Genomic DNA, 15,691 nt, shown 5'->3' with positions numbered 1-15,691 from the left:
ACTGATAAATTGTAATAGGTTCGATTTAGGATTTCATTGCTAGTTGTTATCAAAAACAGAATTGGTTTGTAATTAGATCAAGTGTTTCAAGTTAAGTAGTTGACACGGACTCGTTGCTTTTTACTCAGATAGAGCGCTCGCTAACTCAGTCGACAAACATACTTAACGTGTTTTTACGTAGTATGTCCATTACCGACTCTTCAGTAAAATCACACAGCACCCGCGCCAGGGCCGCCGCCGGCATGAACACCGGGGCGTGGGACCCAAAGAGCAGCTTGCCCCCGATTCCCTCGTCCACGAGAGTCTTCACGCTGTCCACCCCATCCACCTGGGACGTATCCGCGTAAAGGCCGGGCAGATCGCGGACTTGCGGCGCGTATTCTCTCAAAGTAGACGCGCTCGCTCCGCCCAGGACCAGTTTCAGATCGGGATGGCGCTTCGCCGTTTCCATCACTTCCCCGGCATGAACATCGGGCACCTGTGCTAAAGGGTGATGTCGCCGCGGGTCATCGATGCGGATCTGGACCATCACAGCCAGGCTTGCCCGTCCCGCCTCTTCGAACAGATCATTCGCCGCATCCAGGCCATACCTTCCATAACCCGGCAGCAGCTTGATCATGGGGACGGCGCGATGTCCGGTCGCTTTCGCCAATTCTTCAGGCCACGTGGGCAGCGTCGGGTCGATGACCGGTACGGGGCTGATATCGGCGTACGCATCGGCCGCTTCATAGACGACCCGGTTGCAGAGATGCGGATTGGCACTCCACGCGGCGGCCAGCGGCGACATGAAAATGCGCTCCACGCCGAATGTGCGTAACGAGGACCGTACCGAATCGACGTCGTAGGGCACGTTGACCAGGGCGGGCCATGGACCGGTCCAGGCGTTGACGTCGATGATCATGACGGATCTCCGGATTCTCCGCACAACTTCAATATCCGCAATGCATTATCCCACAGGATCGCGCGTTTGGCGGCGTCCGGTATGGCCGCGCCCAGGACCTTGTTCATCGTGACGCCGAAATGCCGGATGGGCGCGTCCGAGCCGTAGACGACCCGGTGGGCGCCAAGCCTGCTGACGGCCGCTTCGACCATGCCGCTTTCCGGATCGCCGCCCGAGGTATCCACCACGACGTTCGGCACGTCGGCGATCGCCTCGATGCCGCGGTGGCCCACCCCGTTGAGATGAGCCATGATGATCCTTGACCGGGGATGGCGGCGGGCGAGGTCGGCCACGTCGAAGGGCGTGGACTCACCGGGCAGGTTGCCGGTGGTCTTCAGCCAGGCGTGTTGCAGCACCGGGACGTCCAATGACACGGCCGCTACCATGATCGGATCGAGTCCGGGGTCCGTTGCCCGGCGGGCCACCCATAGCTTTACTCCTCCCATGGCCTGGCCCCCCACGCAACGCTCGATCTCGGCGACGGCTTCGTCCGGGAAGGCGGGCGTTACGTAGCAGAACGGGAGGATCGCGTCAGGTTGCGCGTCCCGCATCCGCAACACGTAGTCGTTGGCCAGCCGGCACTGTTCGACCGTGGGTTCGTAGGGTGTGGTCTCATGCAGTGAAAACACGCACATCCGGGTCACACCGGAACGGCCGGCGGTCGCGATCAATCTTTCCGCGTCCTCGACGGGCGAGGAAACCCCATAGGCGCCGAAACAGTTCAGGGGATGTACGTGGATATCCAGCACCGGGCCGTCGGGCAGAAGCTTCTGGCACAGGGAGGCGAGGGTCATGAAAAAAAGAAGCCGTTAAAGCCGGTAGAAGGAGATGGCGTTGTCGTGAAACAGCTTGCGTCTTTCGGCGTCCGATAGTCCGCTGGTCGCCCAGGACAGGGTCTCCACCCAGCGCGGGTACTCCGTGGCCTGGAAGGCGACGGGCCAATCCCCGCCGTACATGACCCGGTCGATGCCGAAGCACGCGATCACGTGGTCGATGTAAGGCTTCAGGTCCTCGGGCGTCCACCGCTCCATGTCCGCCTCGGTGACGAGCCCCGATATCTTGCAGTAGACATTGGGCATCTCCGCCAGGGTCCTCAGTTCGTCTTTCCACGGATCGAAGGCCTGGTTCTTGATGTCGGGCTTGCCGATATGATCCAGGATGAAGGAGACGTCGGGGCACTGCCGGACGAATTCGATCGCATTCGCCAGCTGCGGGTGGAAGATGCAGATATCGAAGGACAGCCCGTGGGTCGGCAGCAGCCGGACCCCTTCGATGAACCCGGGCTGCAGGCAAAAGCCGGCGTCCTCGGTCTGCAGCAGGCGGCGGATGCCCTTGACCAGTGGTATCCGGGCCAGCGCAACGAGGTCGGCGTCGACCGCCACGCCCCGTTCGAGCGGTGCGTTGGCCACGATTCCGCGGATCCGGCCGTCCTGCCGGGCAAGGCCGGATACCCATTCCGCTTCCTGGACGTGCTGACCGGCGTCGCATTCGCATTGCACGAAGACCATCTGTTCCACCTGGACATTCCCACAGGCCTGCCGGTACTCCTCCAACAGGTACCGCTGGTTCAGCAGGGGAATACCGTCCAGCCAGCTGTATCTCAGGTGATTCGGGTCCCAGAGATGTACGTGGGTGTCTACAATGGGGAAATCCACCATGGCGTGATCCTTAAATACCTTTGGAAGAGACGCTTTGGGTACAGACTGGATTCTTCCAGGCGTACCACGCTTTATCGGTATATCCGCTCTTGACTTCAACGTCAACTTCCATACGCAAGGCGACGATCTCTTCGTCGTTTAAAACATCCATCAACGCGGTTTTGAGACGCTCGCCGACGTCCACGTCCAGAATCCGTCCTTTCTTCTTCGACATAACCCTTCCCTCATGGAATAAAAACCAGTTTGATCATTATAGAAATATAGGCGGCTAGAATAATGCCGATGATCCACCGAAAATACGTTGCGTTACTTTCGATCAGGTATCTGATGTGGTCATCTGACGCTTCAAGTCTGGCCAACCGGTTCTTGATACTGTTGTCTTTGTAACAGATTTCGACCATTACTTCATCGTTGGAGTCAGGTGGTTTTCTTTCGTTCATATTATGAACTCCTTCATTTGAAAGCTATCAGCGCAATAGCATGTAGTCAACGGATTTACACCCTCACTCTCGTCAGGCGGTGCGGCTGTGAACCAGCCTTGAGAAATCTGTGGGTTCAGGCCACCTGTGGTTTCCTTTTTTGTGCTTGAACTATCTTGCACCCCCTTGTACTATGCCGGTTCGACCGGATCCTTCAACTTCCCCTGTTTTTCGACCGATCGTTCGTCTACGGCGTTGATCGGACTATATGCAATAGTCGGTATAGCATCGCCGATTCTCGGGTCCCACTTCATGTCCGCCGAAACCGCCACCGAAAACACCCGTCCACTCGGCCGCCTGTCGCCCCTGAAACTGGCCGCCGTGCCCACCTTCGCCGGCATGCTGAAGTACGTCGGCCCCGGCATCGTCTGGGCCGGCCTGGCCCAGGGCAGTGGCGAACTCATCTGGTGGCCCTACCTGACCGCCAAGTACGGCGCGGCCTTCATCGGCCTGCTCATCCCGGCCGCCCTGATGCAGTACTGGGTCAACGTGGAGATCGCCCGGTATACGATCATGACGGGCGAGACGGCCTTGACCGGCTTCAGCCGTGTCGGGAAGTGGTACGTGACGGCCATCTGGGTCGGGGTGTTTCTCGAGAATATCTGGTTCGGCGCCTACGCGTCGGCGGGCGGCGGCGCCCTGGCGGAGCTTACCGGGTTCCCCTACGGATGGACGGTGCGCGGCCAGTCGCTCTTCTGGGCCTACCTGACCATCGGGATCTACCTGGTCGCCCTGTTCATGGGCCGGGTGGTCTACCTGATTGTGGAACGGCTCACCATGGCGGTGGTCGTCATCACGATGGTGGGGATCGCCTTCGCCGTCTTCCAGCGGCCGGTTCTGGACGTGGCGGGCGAGTTCTTCGGCGTCCTATTGACGCCCGGCTACCACAGGCCCGCCAACTGGGACCCGGCGGACCTGTCCACGGTGCTCACCGCCATCGTCTTCGCCGGCGCCGGCGGCTTCGGCCAGCTCTTCCTCTCCTACTGGATGCGGGACAAGGGCGTGGGCATGTCGGCCTACATCGGGCGCATAACCAGCCCCCTGCGGACCGCACCGGAGGCCATCTCGGCCACGGGTTATGCCTTCGAGGATACCGAATCCAACCGGATAAACTACGGGAAGTTCATGCGGTACCTGAAGCTCGAGTCGGGCCTCGGCGTCACGCTGAACCTGGTGACGACCATCATCATGTGCTGGCTGGCGTGGGCCCTGCTGAAGCCGCAGGGCATCGTTCCCGAGGGCTGGGAAATCGCCGTGGTGCAGTCGGCCTTCTTCGAGGTCAGCTGGGGCGCCATCGGCAAGGTCGTGTTCCTGATCGTCGCCGCGGCGTTTCTGTGCGATGCCTGGCTGCAGTCCACCGACGGCTTCGCCCGCATGCAGGCGGACTTCATCTACGCCAACGTGAAGCGGGCGCGGCGGTTTCATTTCAGGACGCTGTACTACGCCTTCGTCGTGGTGTTCACCGTGCTGACGACGATCACGCTGCCCCTCGCGCAGCCGGGGGATCTGCTCATCATCCGGGGCGTCATCGCCTTCATGGCCATGGGGCTCTTCTGTCCCGGCCTGATCTACCTGAACTATTTCCTCGTTCCCCGGGCCTTCCCGTCGTGGGTCAAACCCCATCCCCTCACCCGGGTCATCATGGTCGCCATCACCGCGACCTACATATCCATCGGGCTCTGGTACATCATCGTGCGCCTGTCCTGAACGCAGGAATGCGCCCCAGATCGTCCGCGCCTACACCAACCACCGCCGACGCGACTACCCGCGTCGACCCGGTGCGATTGCGGCGGCCTGGCGGGGACTACACCACCGCCGGCGCCACGCGCGCCGTTCTTTCTTCGGCGATGCGTACGCCGGCCTCGATGATCTCCAGGGATTCGTCGATCTGGGCTTCAGTGATGGTGATGGGCGGCATGAACCGCAGTACCTGGGAACCGGACAGTTCCATGAAGCGCAGGCTCAACGGATCCTTGTTGAGCATCCTGGGCACGATGGGCAGCCAGAGGCCGTTCTCGTAGCAGTACTCCGTCACCATGGCGGCGCCTTCGAAGTTGGGCTCCCGGCTCTGCTTGTCCGTCACCAGTTCGAGCCCCAGGCACAGGCCCAGTCCCCGGGCCTCGCCCACGATTTCGTAGGTCTCCTCCATCACCTTGAGCCGGTCCATGAAGTAGTTGCCCACGACCCGGGCGTTCTCCACCAGGTTCTCGCGATCGACGATTTCGAGATTGGCCAGGCCGGTTTCGCAGAGGAGCGGGTCGCCTGCGTGGGACGAGAAGGGCATGAATCCCTTCGCCACCGCGGCGTCCGCGATCTCGGCGCTGGTCATGACCGCGCACAGGGGCACGGCGCCGCCGAGTCCCTTGGAGCAGGTCACGATGTCGGGCACGAAATCGAAGTGCTCGAAGGCGAACCACTTGCCCGTCCGCCCGAAGCACGTCAGGGCTTCGTCGGCCACGGTCAGGATGTCCCGTTCCCGGCAGATTTCCACGATCCGCTGGATCCACTCCTTGGAAGGCACGATCTGTCCCGCCGCGCTCATGAGCGGTTCAAAGAAGAAGGCCGCGGGCCGCCCGGAGGTGGACGAGTCGATCACGTTCTCCGCCGCGTCCGCGCATCCAAGGTTGCAACAGGCTTCGTCCCGGCAGAACTGGCAGCGGTATTCGTAGGGCGTGGGGATGAACGAAGCGCCCGTGGGCATGGGGCCGTAACCTTCCCGAAGCATGCCGCCCCGGCCGGTGATGGACGCGCTGCCGTAGGACTGGCCGTGGTAGCCGCGCATGAGGGCGATCACCTCGAAGCGGTCCGTGTACTTCCGCACGAGGCGCAGGGCCATTTCGTTGGATTCGGATCCCGTGCAGGCGAAGAAGGACTTCTGCAGCGGGTCCGGTGCGATCTCGGCCATCTTCTTGGCCAGCAGCACCTCCGACGGCGCGATGAAGGTCGTACCCACCTGGATGATCTTATGGGCCTGGTCGCAGAGGGCCTTCACGTAATCCGGGTGGGAATGGCCCAGTGTTACGCACAACTGACCCGATTGAAAATCGATGAATCGCCGGCCTTCCACGTCCCACATGTAGAGCCCGTCGCCGCGTTCGGGAACCAGCGGCGCGGTACGCATCGGATGTCTCAAGAGGTACTGGTTGCCGAGTTCGAGCCAACCCTTGTTCGTGGTGGGTAGCGACGCCATGATCCGTCTCCTGGGGTTGCTGGATTACGATTGTAACCAGCGCTTTTTTAAGGGGGAATAGGGTAAGGCCATGCTAAACCGGACACCCCCGGCGTGTCAATACAATTCGCCGGTGCCGTTCGCCGGTGCCGCTGCGAGTCAAGGTAGATTGTTTTTGCCATGTTGGGAGTACGATTCTATCTTCAATTCGAACCGAATGGCCTGTTCGCACGCGACGCATGGGCAGAGAAACATCGATGCACTGGCAGGGGCACATTATGGTCATCAAGCCAGATCACTCGGAACACTACAAATGGGGTAACGACTGCGATGGATGGCATCTGCTGAACACGGCCTCTTTGAGCGTAATCAAAGAAAGGGTGCCCAAGGGCGGCGTGGAGGAGATGCACTTTCACCGCAAAGCGCAACAGTTGTTCTATCTACTGCAAGGTGTTGCCACCATTCAACTGGGGGATGAGACCTACAGGGTACTTCGTGGAGAGGCCATGCATGTACCCCCGAAAACGCCGCATCGACTGGAAAACACCGGCGAGGAAGAGCTCATATTCCTCGTCATATCCCAACCCCATAGCCATATGGACAAGATCACGCTATGAAAACCTATCGAGTAGGTATCATTGGACTGGGCCGCATGGGCAGCACGATCGACGACGAGGGCCATACGCCCCTGCCCTATTCTGTCGCGGCCGCCTGCAGGGCGAGCGAACGGTTGGAGATCGCCGCCGGCTGCGACCTTCGGACTGAGCGCAGGGAGGACTTTTCCAGGCGCTGGGGCGTCAACGCCCTGTACGAGGATTTCCGGGACATGGTCCGGGAGGAGCGTCCCAACATCGTTGCCGTATGCACCACCGCATCGGGTCTGCAGAAACCGGCCCGGGAAGCGCCCGACGCTTCGTTTCGCGGAGATTCCCATGCCGAGCTGGCCGTCGCGCTGGCGGAAATGGGCGTGCCCATGCTCTACGTGGAGAAGGCCATGGCCAGTTCCATGGCGGCGGCCGACGACATCCTCGACGCTGTGTTGAAAAACGGAACGGTATTCAATACGGGCGTGCTGCGCAGGTTCGACAACCGATACGGCGTGGTGCGCGACGCGGTCCTGAGGGGCGATGTAGGTGAGCCCACGGCGGCCGTCCACTACGCGCGGTCATCCCTGATGCACGGTCACATCCATTCCATCGACACGCTCTCCTGGCTGATCGGCGATCCCGTCATCCGCTCCGTTCGCGGCGAGATCGACCCCCGGGACTACGTCATTGACGGCGATCACATCCCCTACGATCCGATCGCGACGTACGAACTGGACTTCGAGAACGGTGTCCGCGCGTGGTCGATTCCCGCGGCGGGATGGGAGTACGAGATCATCGGGACCGAGGGGACCATCAGGTCGCTGAACAACGGGGCCGATGCATCGTTGCGGCGGGCGCCGCTCGAGGGGCGGGAAAACCGCAAAGGCCGCAGCGCCTGGGAGGAGGTGCCGTTCGAATTCGTTACGCCGAAGAGTACGGTCGTTTCCTGCCTGGAAGACCTCGTCCGCGCGTACGAGACGGGCGATCAAAGCCTGGGGCACGTTGAGGTCGCCCACCACATTACGGAAGCCTGCATCGCCGTCGCCGAAAGCCACCGCCGCGACGGCACCTGGGTGGATCTCCCGCTGGCCAACCGCGATCTGTATATCTGGCACGTCTGAATGCCTGGCATGTCTGAATGCCTGGCATGTCTGAATGCCCGATCCGCAGCAGCAAGCTATGCTTTCCGCCGGCGTGATCTGATGATCTATGATTACTCCTTTGGGGGTAGTTCGTCGTTAGGCGCGGAAGTGTTGAATCTCAAGTATCCCCGGACCTCGTCCACCTTAGTCTCCACCCGGTCCAACGAGGCCCGCAAATCCTTGATTTCCGCTTTGATTTCGGTCCTAAAGCTACTCATTTCGTTTCTCAAGCTACCCACTTCACTCCTTAACTCATCCCTTATGTCATTTAGTGAAACGTGTAGATACGTTAATACGGATATAAGGGTGATTACCGATGTAAAGACCGCGCCGTGGCGCTGCCACCAACCTGACTCGGACATTCCATTCCCTCCCAATACATTACGCCATATTTCCGCGGTGACAGTAATTCCTGAATCTCATTGACGGCTTTTGGATTCGTTGCTCATTACAAGGTCCGCGATCGCAATCCGGATCGTTCGGATGTCCTCCTTGATGTCTTCAAGCGTTGTTAAGACGCCACTTTCCATTCCCTCCCTCTTCCCCATCCAGAGGCACAGTTTTGCCACCGCCCCGATCACAGCGATCATCAATATGGTAACTACCGCGGGCAGCCATGAAGGTAACGATTCCATTTTAATTCCTTATTGGGTAGTTCATTTGGTGTATACCTGAGTATTGGATCACGAGATAAACAACTTGATAAGGATTGCGACGGTCATGACCAACTGGCCGATCACTACCGTCTCGATACGGGACAGGCGCTTGTCTATCTGTTCGATGATGCCTTCCAGGCGTCCGATCCGTCCTTCGTGGTTCATATTTTCGGTAGTCATGATTTAAATTCACTCCTTTGCAGCCGTCAGACGTTCGAGTGGACCCATCACCATATCTTAATCATAGCGACCACCATTCCGGTGAAAATGATCAACTCCACCGGTGCGAGTGCCAGCACCCAGGTTTTAGTCGCCATCGTTTGCTCAATCACACTCAGCCTGGTAAGGATACCGTCCTGGTTGTCGGTACCATTAACGGCGTTTTCCAGCCGACCCACTGTATTTTCCAGCCTTCGCACATCGTTTTGCAATTGCCCCACATCAGTTTGAAGCCGATCCATACCATGGTCCAGTTGATCGAGTTTCTGAACAACATACCATTCGAACGAACCAGGCTGCGCATGCAATTCCGATTTGTCCAGGGGCCGATCTTTATCCAGGGGCATCGGTTCACTCCTTGTGACTTGTTGTGCCACGTCTGTCATCCCATCCAGCGAATATGATGCGAATACTCTCTAAATGGATTAGACAGAGAAGTTTCCCGGTATCTCGAAGGAAAAAAACTTTTTACTACGGCAAGAGGAGGTCCGAGCATCAACCAGGCACGAATCAAGACAGCGTTGATGATCCTGAATCCGGTCGCACGCTCGGGGGATGGCTGGATGCAACCTGCACCAAACGGTCTTCCTGCAGCACGTACCCGCTCAGTTGTCCGCCATAGATACATCCCGAATCCAGGCCGATCACGTAGGGGGAACCGTCGTCCCGGCGTTTGATCACGAGGCCGCCGGGTGCGTCGTGGCCGAATATGATCAGCTTGCCGGATGGATCGTACGCGTCGTGCCATCGTGGTCCCACGATGCCGTCCACGGGCGGCCAGGTACGGATGACGAGGAACTCTTCCGTGGTCGTGCCGCGAAAGCCTTTTTCAGGATTGATGCCCGCGTGGACCAGCAGGAATGCGGGTTCGTCGATCCAGAGGGGAAGCGATTCCAGCCAGGGGATGAGGGCGTCGGCGCATGGGGCGAGGGCTTCCAGGGTCTGAAGGGTATTGGGGCTTCGCGTGGGAACCGCGGCGCCGGACAGGTGCAAGCGAAGCCGGTCCGCCAGGCGGTAGTCGTGGTTGCCGAGGACCATCCTCGCGCCCGTATCCTGGATCAGCTTCCATACGTCGACGGGGTCGGGTCCCCGGCTGAACGCATCGCCCGTCAGGTACAGGAGGTCCGTGTCCCGCTGAAATGCCAGTTTGGATAGCAGTTGTTCGAACTCACGGGCGCAGCCGTGAAGGTCGCCGATAAACAGGGTTCGCAAGGGTATTCAGGGCTCCGGGACGATCGATAGACTGGTACGGACTGTTTGCAGCGACAGCCTTTGTGAAGTCTAAGGTAAAACACGGAAGACTGTCAATCCCTTCATCCTGATTGGTAACCACGCGACCGACGGACGGTCAAGTGAATGAACTGCAATAACGTATGTGTTTACCACCTTCTGGACCGGCCGAGTCTTGTAAATCGTTGAATACAGAAAAGCCCCGTACCAGCAACGGGGCTTTTCTTGATTTTGGAACCGATCGCCCTTTTCAGTGGCCTATGGCTCCTACTCAGGGCGAACGGGAAGGTGTAACGAAATGACCGAGACAAATGCAGGGCGGATCTGCTACGATGTTGCTTGCCCTGTCGGGATAACTTCCGGGGGTCACTCGAAACTTGGTCTGACGGGGTGCCCGGGAAGGCACCCCATCTCGCCGCAGGACTCTGTCAGCGCCCTGTCTACGGGACCCGGATTATCCCGATGTTAATTGTCTGGCGTAGCAGGTACCTTCGCGGTGAATCGTAAGTTCACCGGATCGGCACCTGTTGCCGTCAAGGTGACGATAATGCTATCTTGACGAGCATTATCTGATTCATCAACATCCGTTGTTGTTGCAACATCAGCCAATGCTGCCAGGATACCTGTCAAGGTAACCGCTATCTCATCGTTGTCAGCTCCAGCAGATGCTGTAGACGACCGCACCAGAGGATCGGCGTCGGCAGTAGTGGATAAGAGAGGCGAGAGAGCGGGGGTCGTAGTTACATCGAACACGGCGACCTTGTTGATGCTCACGCCAAGTGTGAAATTCTCTGTCCGCTCATTGGAAATGGTATCGTAGACATTCACATTGAACACGGTGGTTAACGGCCAAGTAATTGATCCATCAGCGGCACGGTCTGCGGTCAAGGTGTTGCCATTACTGGAAGTAGTAGCAACGATCCTTCTCGTGGTAGCCTGACCGGTAACGGTGACGCTTATGCTTCCCGTTACGCCTTCACGCGTAGCCGTAATCATGGTTTCGCCTGCACCGGCACCAGTGATAACACCTTCCTTGTCTATGGTATTATCATTAGCGTCCTTGTTAGGCGTAGCGACCGTAGCAACGGACTTGTCCTTGCTGGCCCACTCGAAACTGCCACGAGGCATCGGAACCGCCTTACCGTCTTCGTCAACTGCAACGGCGGTAATCACGCCAGTTTTCTGACCGACCGCCAAAAACTCTTCGCCTGAATGCTCATCTTCATCTTCACCAACCACAAACATGATCGCATCGACAGGATTGGTGACTGTGACGACGAGTTTACCGGAAATTCCGGCGAGCTCAGAAGAAGCCGTGATTTCGGCTTTCCCGGTCGCTACAGCGGCGAGCATGCCGTCTTCAAATGTAATGGCTTCGTCTTCGTTCTTGGTGACCTTAATCATGACAGTAGCCGAAACGCTGGGTAGCTTTTTGCCACTCTGCGCACCGACAACGGCGCTGATCATGTGCTCTTCGCCGATCCTTAAAGTGCGTATCACATCCTTTGAAATAGCAGGAGCAGGATCATCTTCACCTGAAATCACGAAAGCGATGTGATGCGCCTGTGCCAGCTCGATGGGATCAATACCACCGGTGTCCGGGATTCCTGCTGGACCCGGAGGGCCTTGCTCACCAGGAGGACCTGGCTCGCCCGGAGCGCCATCAGCGCCAGGTTCACCCGGATCGCCCTTTTCACCCTTTTCACCTGGAGCGCCATCAGCGCCAGGTTCACCCGGATCGCCCTTGTCGCCCTTTTCACCTTGCGGGCCCCTGTCGCCATCAGCGCCAGGAGGACCTTGCTGACCTTGCTGACCTGCGGCGCCGGTCGGACCCGCCGGACCTGTTTTGCCCTCGCAACCCATCAGGGACAGACCGAGGGCCAATACAGCAATTATGAGGTAATGCATTGTTTTCTCCCGATTATGGAAACACTACAAAAAAGGAATGACGAAATCCCAGACTGACCTATATCGCCTCCTTTCCCGCGAATTGATCGGTTAACTGATTTGCAAGCTCAAGATTGCCGATTACGTACTTCAACACTGCTCGTATTTCGGGCCTTATCTACGGACTTTTCCCCATAAATATGAATAGATTGAGCAGCGGAGATGGGTTGGCAGACTTGTCCGAAATCGGATAAATCAGTCACCACAACTGTTCTTTACTGGGGGTCTAAATCGGGTACGTCAGGCAGGATCAGGTACGTCAGGAAAGTGAGAAACTGGATAGGGGTGAGCGTGGAAAGTGGGGGCTTAGAACCAACAGCAGGTCGGAGTTTCCGCAAGCCGTCATTCCTGACGCCAGGGTGAATTGGCTTGAGTCCACCTCTTGCGAGGCGTATATTATCGAGGTTGTAAGGCCGTAGCGGTTACGGCGGTTTCACCGTCTTCAGCGAGGCTCGACTTGAGCAGAATCGGCATATTCGGCTGGGGCATCGTGGCCCCCCGTTCGCCCAACATGGAAGCCTTTGCCCGCAACCTGGAGCAGTCGGAAAGCTGGCTGGCGCCCTTCGACGGGTTCGGTCCGAACAACTTCCTGGTGGGCGAACCCGATTTCGACTTCCAGGACTACCGGGCATGGATCGACGCACGGTTTCCGTCGAACCGGTACACCCGCCTGGTCGACAAGATGGATCCCACCACGCTGCACGCGATCGGGGCCTTCATCCAGTCGCTGGGACAGAACCCGGGCCTGGAAGAGGAACTCCAGGCGCTGGGAACGTCCGCCCACGTATACATCGGCACCGGCGTGGGCAATATCCCCACCATCAGCCGGATCAGCATGGAACTGTACCGTGCCCAGCGCGCATGGGACCATTTCTGGGGATCGGCGGAACGGAACGCCCGGCTTCGCGCCTATCTCACCCGGCATGACGACGAAGGCGTGGACGAAGCCATGCCGCCCCACCCGGAGACCGCGCCATCGGCAAAGCGCGACCAGGCCGAAGAAACCTGGAACGCCTACTGGACGTCCCAGTCTGAGGAACTAAGGTCGTACCTGGAGACCCTCGCCGAGATCGAGGGGATGAACGTCGAGGGGACCGTCGAGTCCGGCAAAATGAAGCTCATTCGCGATAAGCAGCGCCGGAAGCACCAACTGCAGGACGACTGGGGCGCGCCCGAGCCGCCATGGGAATGCGTCTCGGCCGACCTGATCTGGAACATCCACAACACGCCCGCGTCGCAGGTGACCATGATGGGGCAGATTCACGGCCTGTCGCTGGCGCCCGTGGCCGCCTGCTCCACTTTCGGCGTGTGCCTCAAGCTCGGGATGGACGCCATCCGGCGCGGCGAGGCCAAGGCCGTGGTCGTCGGCGCCACGGACCCGCCCCCCACGTCCCTGCTGGTAGGCGCCTTCTACCGCGCCCGCGTATCCGCCGCGGACGGCGCCGTGTCCAAGCCCCTGACCGGGCTGCGCGGCACCCATGTATCGGGCGGCTCCGTGCTCTGGATCATCGGCGACTGGGAATACATGACCGAGAAGGGGTTCAGGCCGGTGGGAATGGAACCCCTGGCCGTGGGCGTCAGCTCCGACGCCGACCATATCATCACGCCGTCGAAGGAAGGACCGAGGATGGCCGTCGGCCAGGCCATCGAAGACGCCCGCGTTTCCGCTGGCGACATCGCCTCGTGGGATCTGCACGCCACGGCGACGCCCGGCGATTTCCTGGAAATGGAGAATCTGCTCGAAATGGTGCCCGGTTCCGTGACGGTCACTGCGCGGAAAGGCACCTTCGGTCACGGCATGAGCGCCGGAGGCGGATGGGAACTGACGGCTCAGTACCTCGGCTACGCGCGGGGCGCGCTATATCCCACGCCTCTCTCCCGCGACGAGGTGAATCCGGAGATAGAAAGCCTGCATACCCGGTTCGTGTACGATACCTCGTGCCCGCCTCCCGACGGCATTGCCGGCAAGCTGTCCATGGGGATCGGAGGCATCAACGCCTGTGTCATCTCCCGGCCGCTGCAGGATGAGTAACGGCGGATCTGGCTCAATTTAAACCTGAATACAGAAAAGCCCCGTTAATCTCAACGGGGCTTTTCTTTTTTTTCAAGACCGATCGCCCTTTTCAGTGGCCGGTGGCTCCTACTCAGGGCGAACGGGAAGTTGTAACGAAATGACCGAGACAAATGCAGGGCGGATCTGCTACGATGATGCTTGCCCTGTCGGGATAACTTCCGGGGGTCACTCGAAACTTGGTTTGATGGGGCGCCCGGGAAGGCACCCCATCTCGCCGCAGGACTCTGTCAGCGCCCTGTCTACGGGACCCGGATTATCCCGATGTTATTCTGGCGCGTCTTTGACTGTTAAGGTGAAATTCACGCGGACAGGATCAGCGGCTACCGTCGATACCGTGATAACAACCGACTGTGATCCTGCATCAGTGTCGGTATCATTAGTTCCATCACCTGGATTAAGCACAGGAGTTACAGTAATTAACCCTGGCGTTGCCGCAGCAGGTTGCGTGGTGACAGCGACCGTTGCGAGATCTGTGTCGGCTGACACCGCAGTGACCGTACCAGCAATCCTATCTCCGGAAAAGATGTCGTAGAGATTCACCTGGAAAGCAATGGTCGCCGGGTCCCATGCCGGTGTATCAGAATCTCTATCATATACAAAAGTATTGTTCGGTGTATCGGAGGTAGATGCCCTCAAGATCCTGGTCTGGACCTGACCGGAGACGCTGACGGAGATACTTCCGCTCACACCTTCGGCTGTCGCCATAATCTCGGCGTCGCCGGGGCCTTTACCGGTGATCGTACCGTGAGCACCCTTGTCCACTAACGCGTCGTCATCATCTTTCCTCGCAGCGACAGTGGCAACGGCCTTGTCGGTACTTGTCCAGGACCAGTTGGAACGCGGCATGATTTCTTTGCCATCTTCATCATGAGCCACGGCGGTAATCTCATCCTTATACACCTGGCCCGCGGCTAAAACGATGGAGCTGGGCCCATCAGCTGCGTCGTCACCCGTACCAACCATGAAAACGATCTCATCAATCGGTTTGGTAACCATGACCGTGAGCTTACCGGCGATACCGGCCAAATCCGACATAGCCGTGATTTCGGCCGAACCGGCCCCGACGGCGGTGATCATGCCGTCTTCCAGGGTGATGGCTTCGTCGTCATTCTTGGTAATGGCAATCGCAACAGGGATACCTTCAAGGACTTTCTCACTCTGTGCGCGGGCTGCGGCTACAATCATAACATCCTCACCGACCCTCATAGTGGTCGAGACGCCGTCCGTCGCGTTTTCCTTATCCCCGTCGCCTACCTTGATGGCGATGTGGTGTGCCTGAGCCAACTGGATGGGATCAATGCCACCGGTGTCCGGGATACCTGCCGGACCCTGAGGACCTGCCGGACCTGCCGGACCCTGAGCGCCATCAGCACCTGCCGGACCAGCCGGACCCTGAGCACCGTCAGCACCGTCAGCACCATCAGCGCCAGCCGGTCCCATCGGACCAGCCGGACCTGCCGGACCCTGAGCGCCATCAGCACCATCAGCGCCAGCCGGACCTGCCGGACCCGTCGAACCCTGCGGACCTGCCGGACCAGCCGGGCCTGCGGAGCCAGCCGGACCTGTCGGACCTGCCGGACCCGTCTTACC

General features: G+C 59.1%; 15 protein-coding genes. 4 read left to right on the top strand and 11 right to left on the bottom strand.

The annotated features are described in order from the left end of the window. Positions 1-145: 145 nt before the first annotated feature. Genes F4Z81_00985 through F4Z81_00965 form a run of 5 tightly spaced genes read right to left on the bottom strand, consistent with a single transcriptional unit; the run spans position 146 to position 3,038 of the window. Positions 146-901: an amidohydrolase family protein gene (locus tag F4Z81_00985; GenBank protein ID MXW03622.1), complete on the bottom strand. Its 756-nt coding sequence runs from the start codon at positions 899-901 to the stop codon at positions 146-148. Continuing rightward, positions 898-1,734 (bottom strand): amidohydrolase family protein, encoded by an 837-nt coding sequence (locus F4Z81_00980; GenBank protein ID MXW03621.1) that lies wholly within the window; start codon positions 1,732-1,734, stop codon positions 898-900. Before F4Z81_00980 ends, F4Z81_00985 begins: the two co-directional genes overlap by 4 nt. A gap of 15 nt (positions 1,735-1,749) precedes the next feature. Next, complete coding sequence (locus F4Z81_00975) at positions 1,750-2,598, bottom strand: amidohydrolase family protein (protein ID MXW03620.1); 849 nt, start codon at positions 2,596-2,598, stop codon at positions 1,750-1,752. A 10-nt stretch (positions 2,599-2,608) separates the two neighbouring features. Then, positions 2,609-2,812 (bottom strand): hypothetical protein, encoded by a 204-nt coding sequence (locus F4Z81_00970; protein MXW03619.1) that lies wholly within the window; start codon positions 2,810-2,812, stop codon positions 2,609-2,611. A gap of 10 nt (positions 2,813-2,822) precedes the next feature. Then, entirely contained in the window at positions 2,823-3,038 is a 216-nt protein-coding gene (locus tag F4Z81_00965; protein MXW03618.1) for a hypothetical protein, read from the bottom strand. Between the two features lie 291 nt (positions 3,039-3,329). On the opposite strand from F4Z81_00965, the gene F4Z81_00960 reads away from it, so the two are divergent. Then, on the top strand, positions 3,330-4,784 hold the full coding sequence (locus tag F4Z81_00960; protein ID MXW03617.1) for a hypothetical protein: 1,455 nt from the start codon (positions 3,330-3,332) through the stop codon (positions 4,782-4,784). A gap of 97 nt (positions 4,785-4,881) precedes the next feature. Here the strand turns inward: F4Z81_00960 and F4Z81_00955 are convergent, their stop codons facing one another. Further along, complete coding sequence (locus tag F4Z81_00955; protein MXW03616.1) at positions 4,882-6,267, bottom strand: aspartate aminotransferase family protein; 1,386 nt, start codon at positions 6,265-6,267, stop codon at positions 4,882-4,884. 257 nt (positions 6,268-6,524) lie between these two features. On the opposite strand from F4Z81_00955, the gene F4Z81_00950 reads away from it, so the two are divergent. Both F4Z81_00950 and F4Z81_00945 read left to right on the top strand, forming a co-directional pair. After that, a complete protein-coding gene (locus tag F4Z81_00950; GenBank protein MXW03615.1) occupies positions 6,525-6,863 on the top strand; it encodes a cupin domain-containing protein in 339 nt (112 codons plus the stop codon). After that, positions 6,860-7,954, top strand: coding sequence for a Gfo/Idh/MocA family oxidoreductase (locus F4Z81_00945; protein MXW03614.1), 1,095 nt, complete (start codon positions 6,860-6,862; stop codon positions 7,952-7,954). The genes F4Z81_00950 and F4Z81_00945 overlap by 4 nt, the downstream gene beginning before the upstream one ends. A 440-nt stretch (positions 7,955-8,394) precedes the next feature. Here the strand turns inward: F4Z81_00945 and F4Z81_00940 are convergent, their stop codons facing one another. The 4 genes from F4Z81_00940 to F4Z81_00925 all read right to left on the bottom strand — a co-directional run bounded on the left by F4Z81_00940 (position 8,395) and on the right by F4Z81_00925 (position 11,988). Then, the gene (locus F4Z81_00940; GenBank protein MXW03613.1) at positions 8,395-8,610 is read right to left on the bottom strand and encodes a hypothetical protein; all 216 of its coding nucleotides are present in this window, start codon (positions 8,608-8,610) and stop codon (positions 8,395-8,397) included. A gap of 248 nt (positions 8,611-8,858) precedes the next feature. Further along, positions 8,859-9,197, bottom strand: coding sequence for a hypothetical protein (locus F4Z81_00935; protein MXW03612.1), 339 nt, complete (start codon positions 9,195-9,197; stop codon positions 8,859-8,861). Between the two features lie 163 nt (positions 9,198-9,360). After that, positions 9,361-10,068: a hypothetical protein gene (locus F4Z81_00930; GenBank protein MXW03611.1), complete on the bottom strand. Its 708-nt coding sequence runs from the start codon at positions 10,066-10,068 to the stop codon at positions 9,361-9,363. A 477-nt stretch (positions 10,069-10,545) separates the two neighbouring features. After that, a complete protein-coding gene (locus F4Z81_00925; protein MXW03610.1) occupies positions 10,546-11,988 on the bottom strand; it encodes a collagen-like protein in 1,443 nt (480 codons plus the stop codon). Between the two features lie 496 nt (positions 11,989-12,484). Here F4Z81_00925 and F4Z81_00920 point away from each other — a divergent pair, with 496 nt between their 5' ends. Continuing rightward, entirely contained in the window at positions 12,485-14,059 is a 1,575-nt protein-coding gene (locus F4Z81_00920; GenBank protein MXW03609.1) for a beta-ketoacyl synthase, read from the top strand. Between the two features lie 306 nt (positions 14,060-14,365). Here F4Z81_00920 and F4Z81_00915 read toward each other — a convergent pair. After that, the coding region (locus F4Z81_00915; GenBank protein ID MXW03608.1) for a collagen-like protein at positions 14,366-15,691 on the bottom strand (1,326 nt) is incomplete at its 5' end.

The organism is Gemmatimonadota bacterium (genome assembly GCA_009835325.1).
Lineage (GTDB): Bacteria > JAAXHH01 > JAAXHH01 > JAAXHH01 > JAAXHH01 > JAAXHH01.
This window is presented reverse-complemented; position numbering and strand designations above follow the sequence as displayed.

Coding starts and splice junctions, on each gene's coding strand:
- F4Z81_00985 (MXW03622.1), bottom strand. CDS start 901: ATGATCATCGACGTCAACGCCTGGACCGGTCCATGGCCCGCCCTGGTC.
- F4Z81_00980 (MXW03621.1), bottom strand. CDS start 1,734: ATGACCCTCGCCTCCCTGTGCCAGAAGCTTCTGCCCGACGGCCCGGTG.
- F4Z81_00975 (MXW03620.1), bottom strand. CDS start 2,598: ATGGTGGATTTCCCCATTGTAGACACCCACGTACATCTCTGGGACCCG.
- F4Z81_00970 (MXW03619.1), bottom strand. CDS start 2,812: ATGTCGAAGAAGAAAGGACGGATTCTGGACGTGGACGTCGGCGAGCGT.
- F4Z81_00965 (MXW03618.1), bottom strand. CDS start 3,038: ATGAACGAAAGAAAACCACCTGACTCCAACGATGAAGTAATGGTCGAA.
- F4Z81_00960 (MXW03617.1), top strand. CDS start 3,330: ATGTCCGCCGAAACCGCCACCGAAAACACCCGTCCACTCGGCCGCCTG.
- F4Z81_00955 (MXW03616.1), bottom strand. CDS start 6,267: ATGGCGTCGCTACCCACCACGAACAAGGGTTGGCTCGAACTCGGCAAC.
- F4Z81_00950 (MXW03615.1), top strand. CDS start 6,525: ATGGTCATCAAGCCAGATCACTCGGAACACTACAAATGGGGTAACGAC.
- F4Z81_00945 (MXW03614.1), top strand. CDS start 6,860: ATGAAAACCTATCGAGTAGGTATCATTGGACTGGGCCGCATGGGCAGC.
- F4Z81_00940 (MXW03613.1), bottom strand. CDS start 8,610: ATGGAATCGTTACCTTCATGGCTGCCCGCGGTAGTTACCATATTGATG.
- F4Z81_00935 (MXW03612.1), bottom strand. CDS start 9,197: ATGCCCCTGGATAAAGATCGGCCCCTGGACAAATCGGAATTGCATGCG.
- F4Z81_00925 (MXW03610.1), bottom strand. CDS start 11,988: ATGCATTACCTCATAATTGCTGTATTGGCCCTCGGTCTGTCCCTGATG.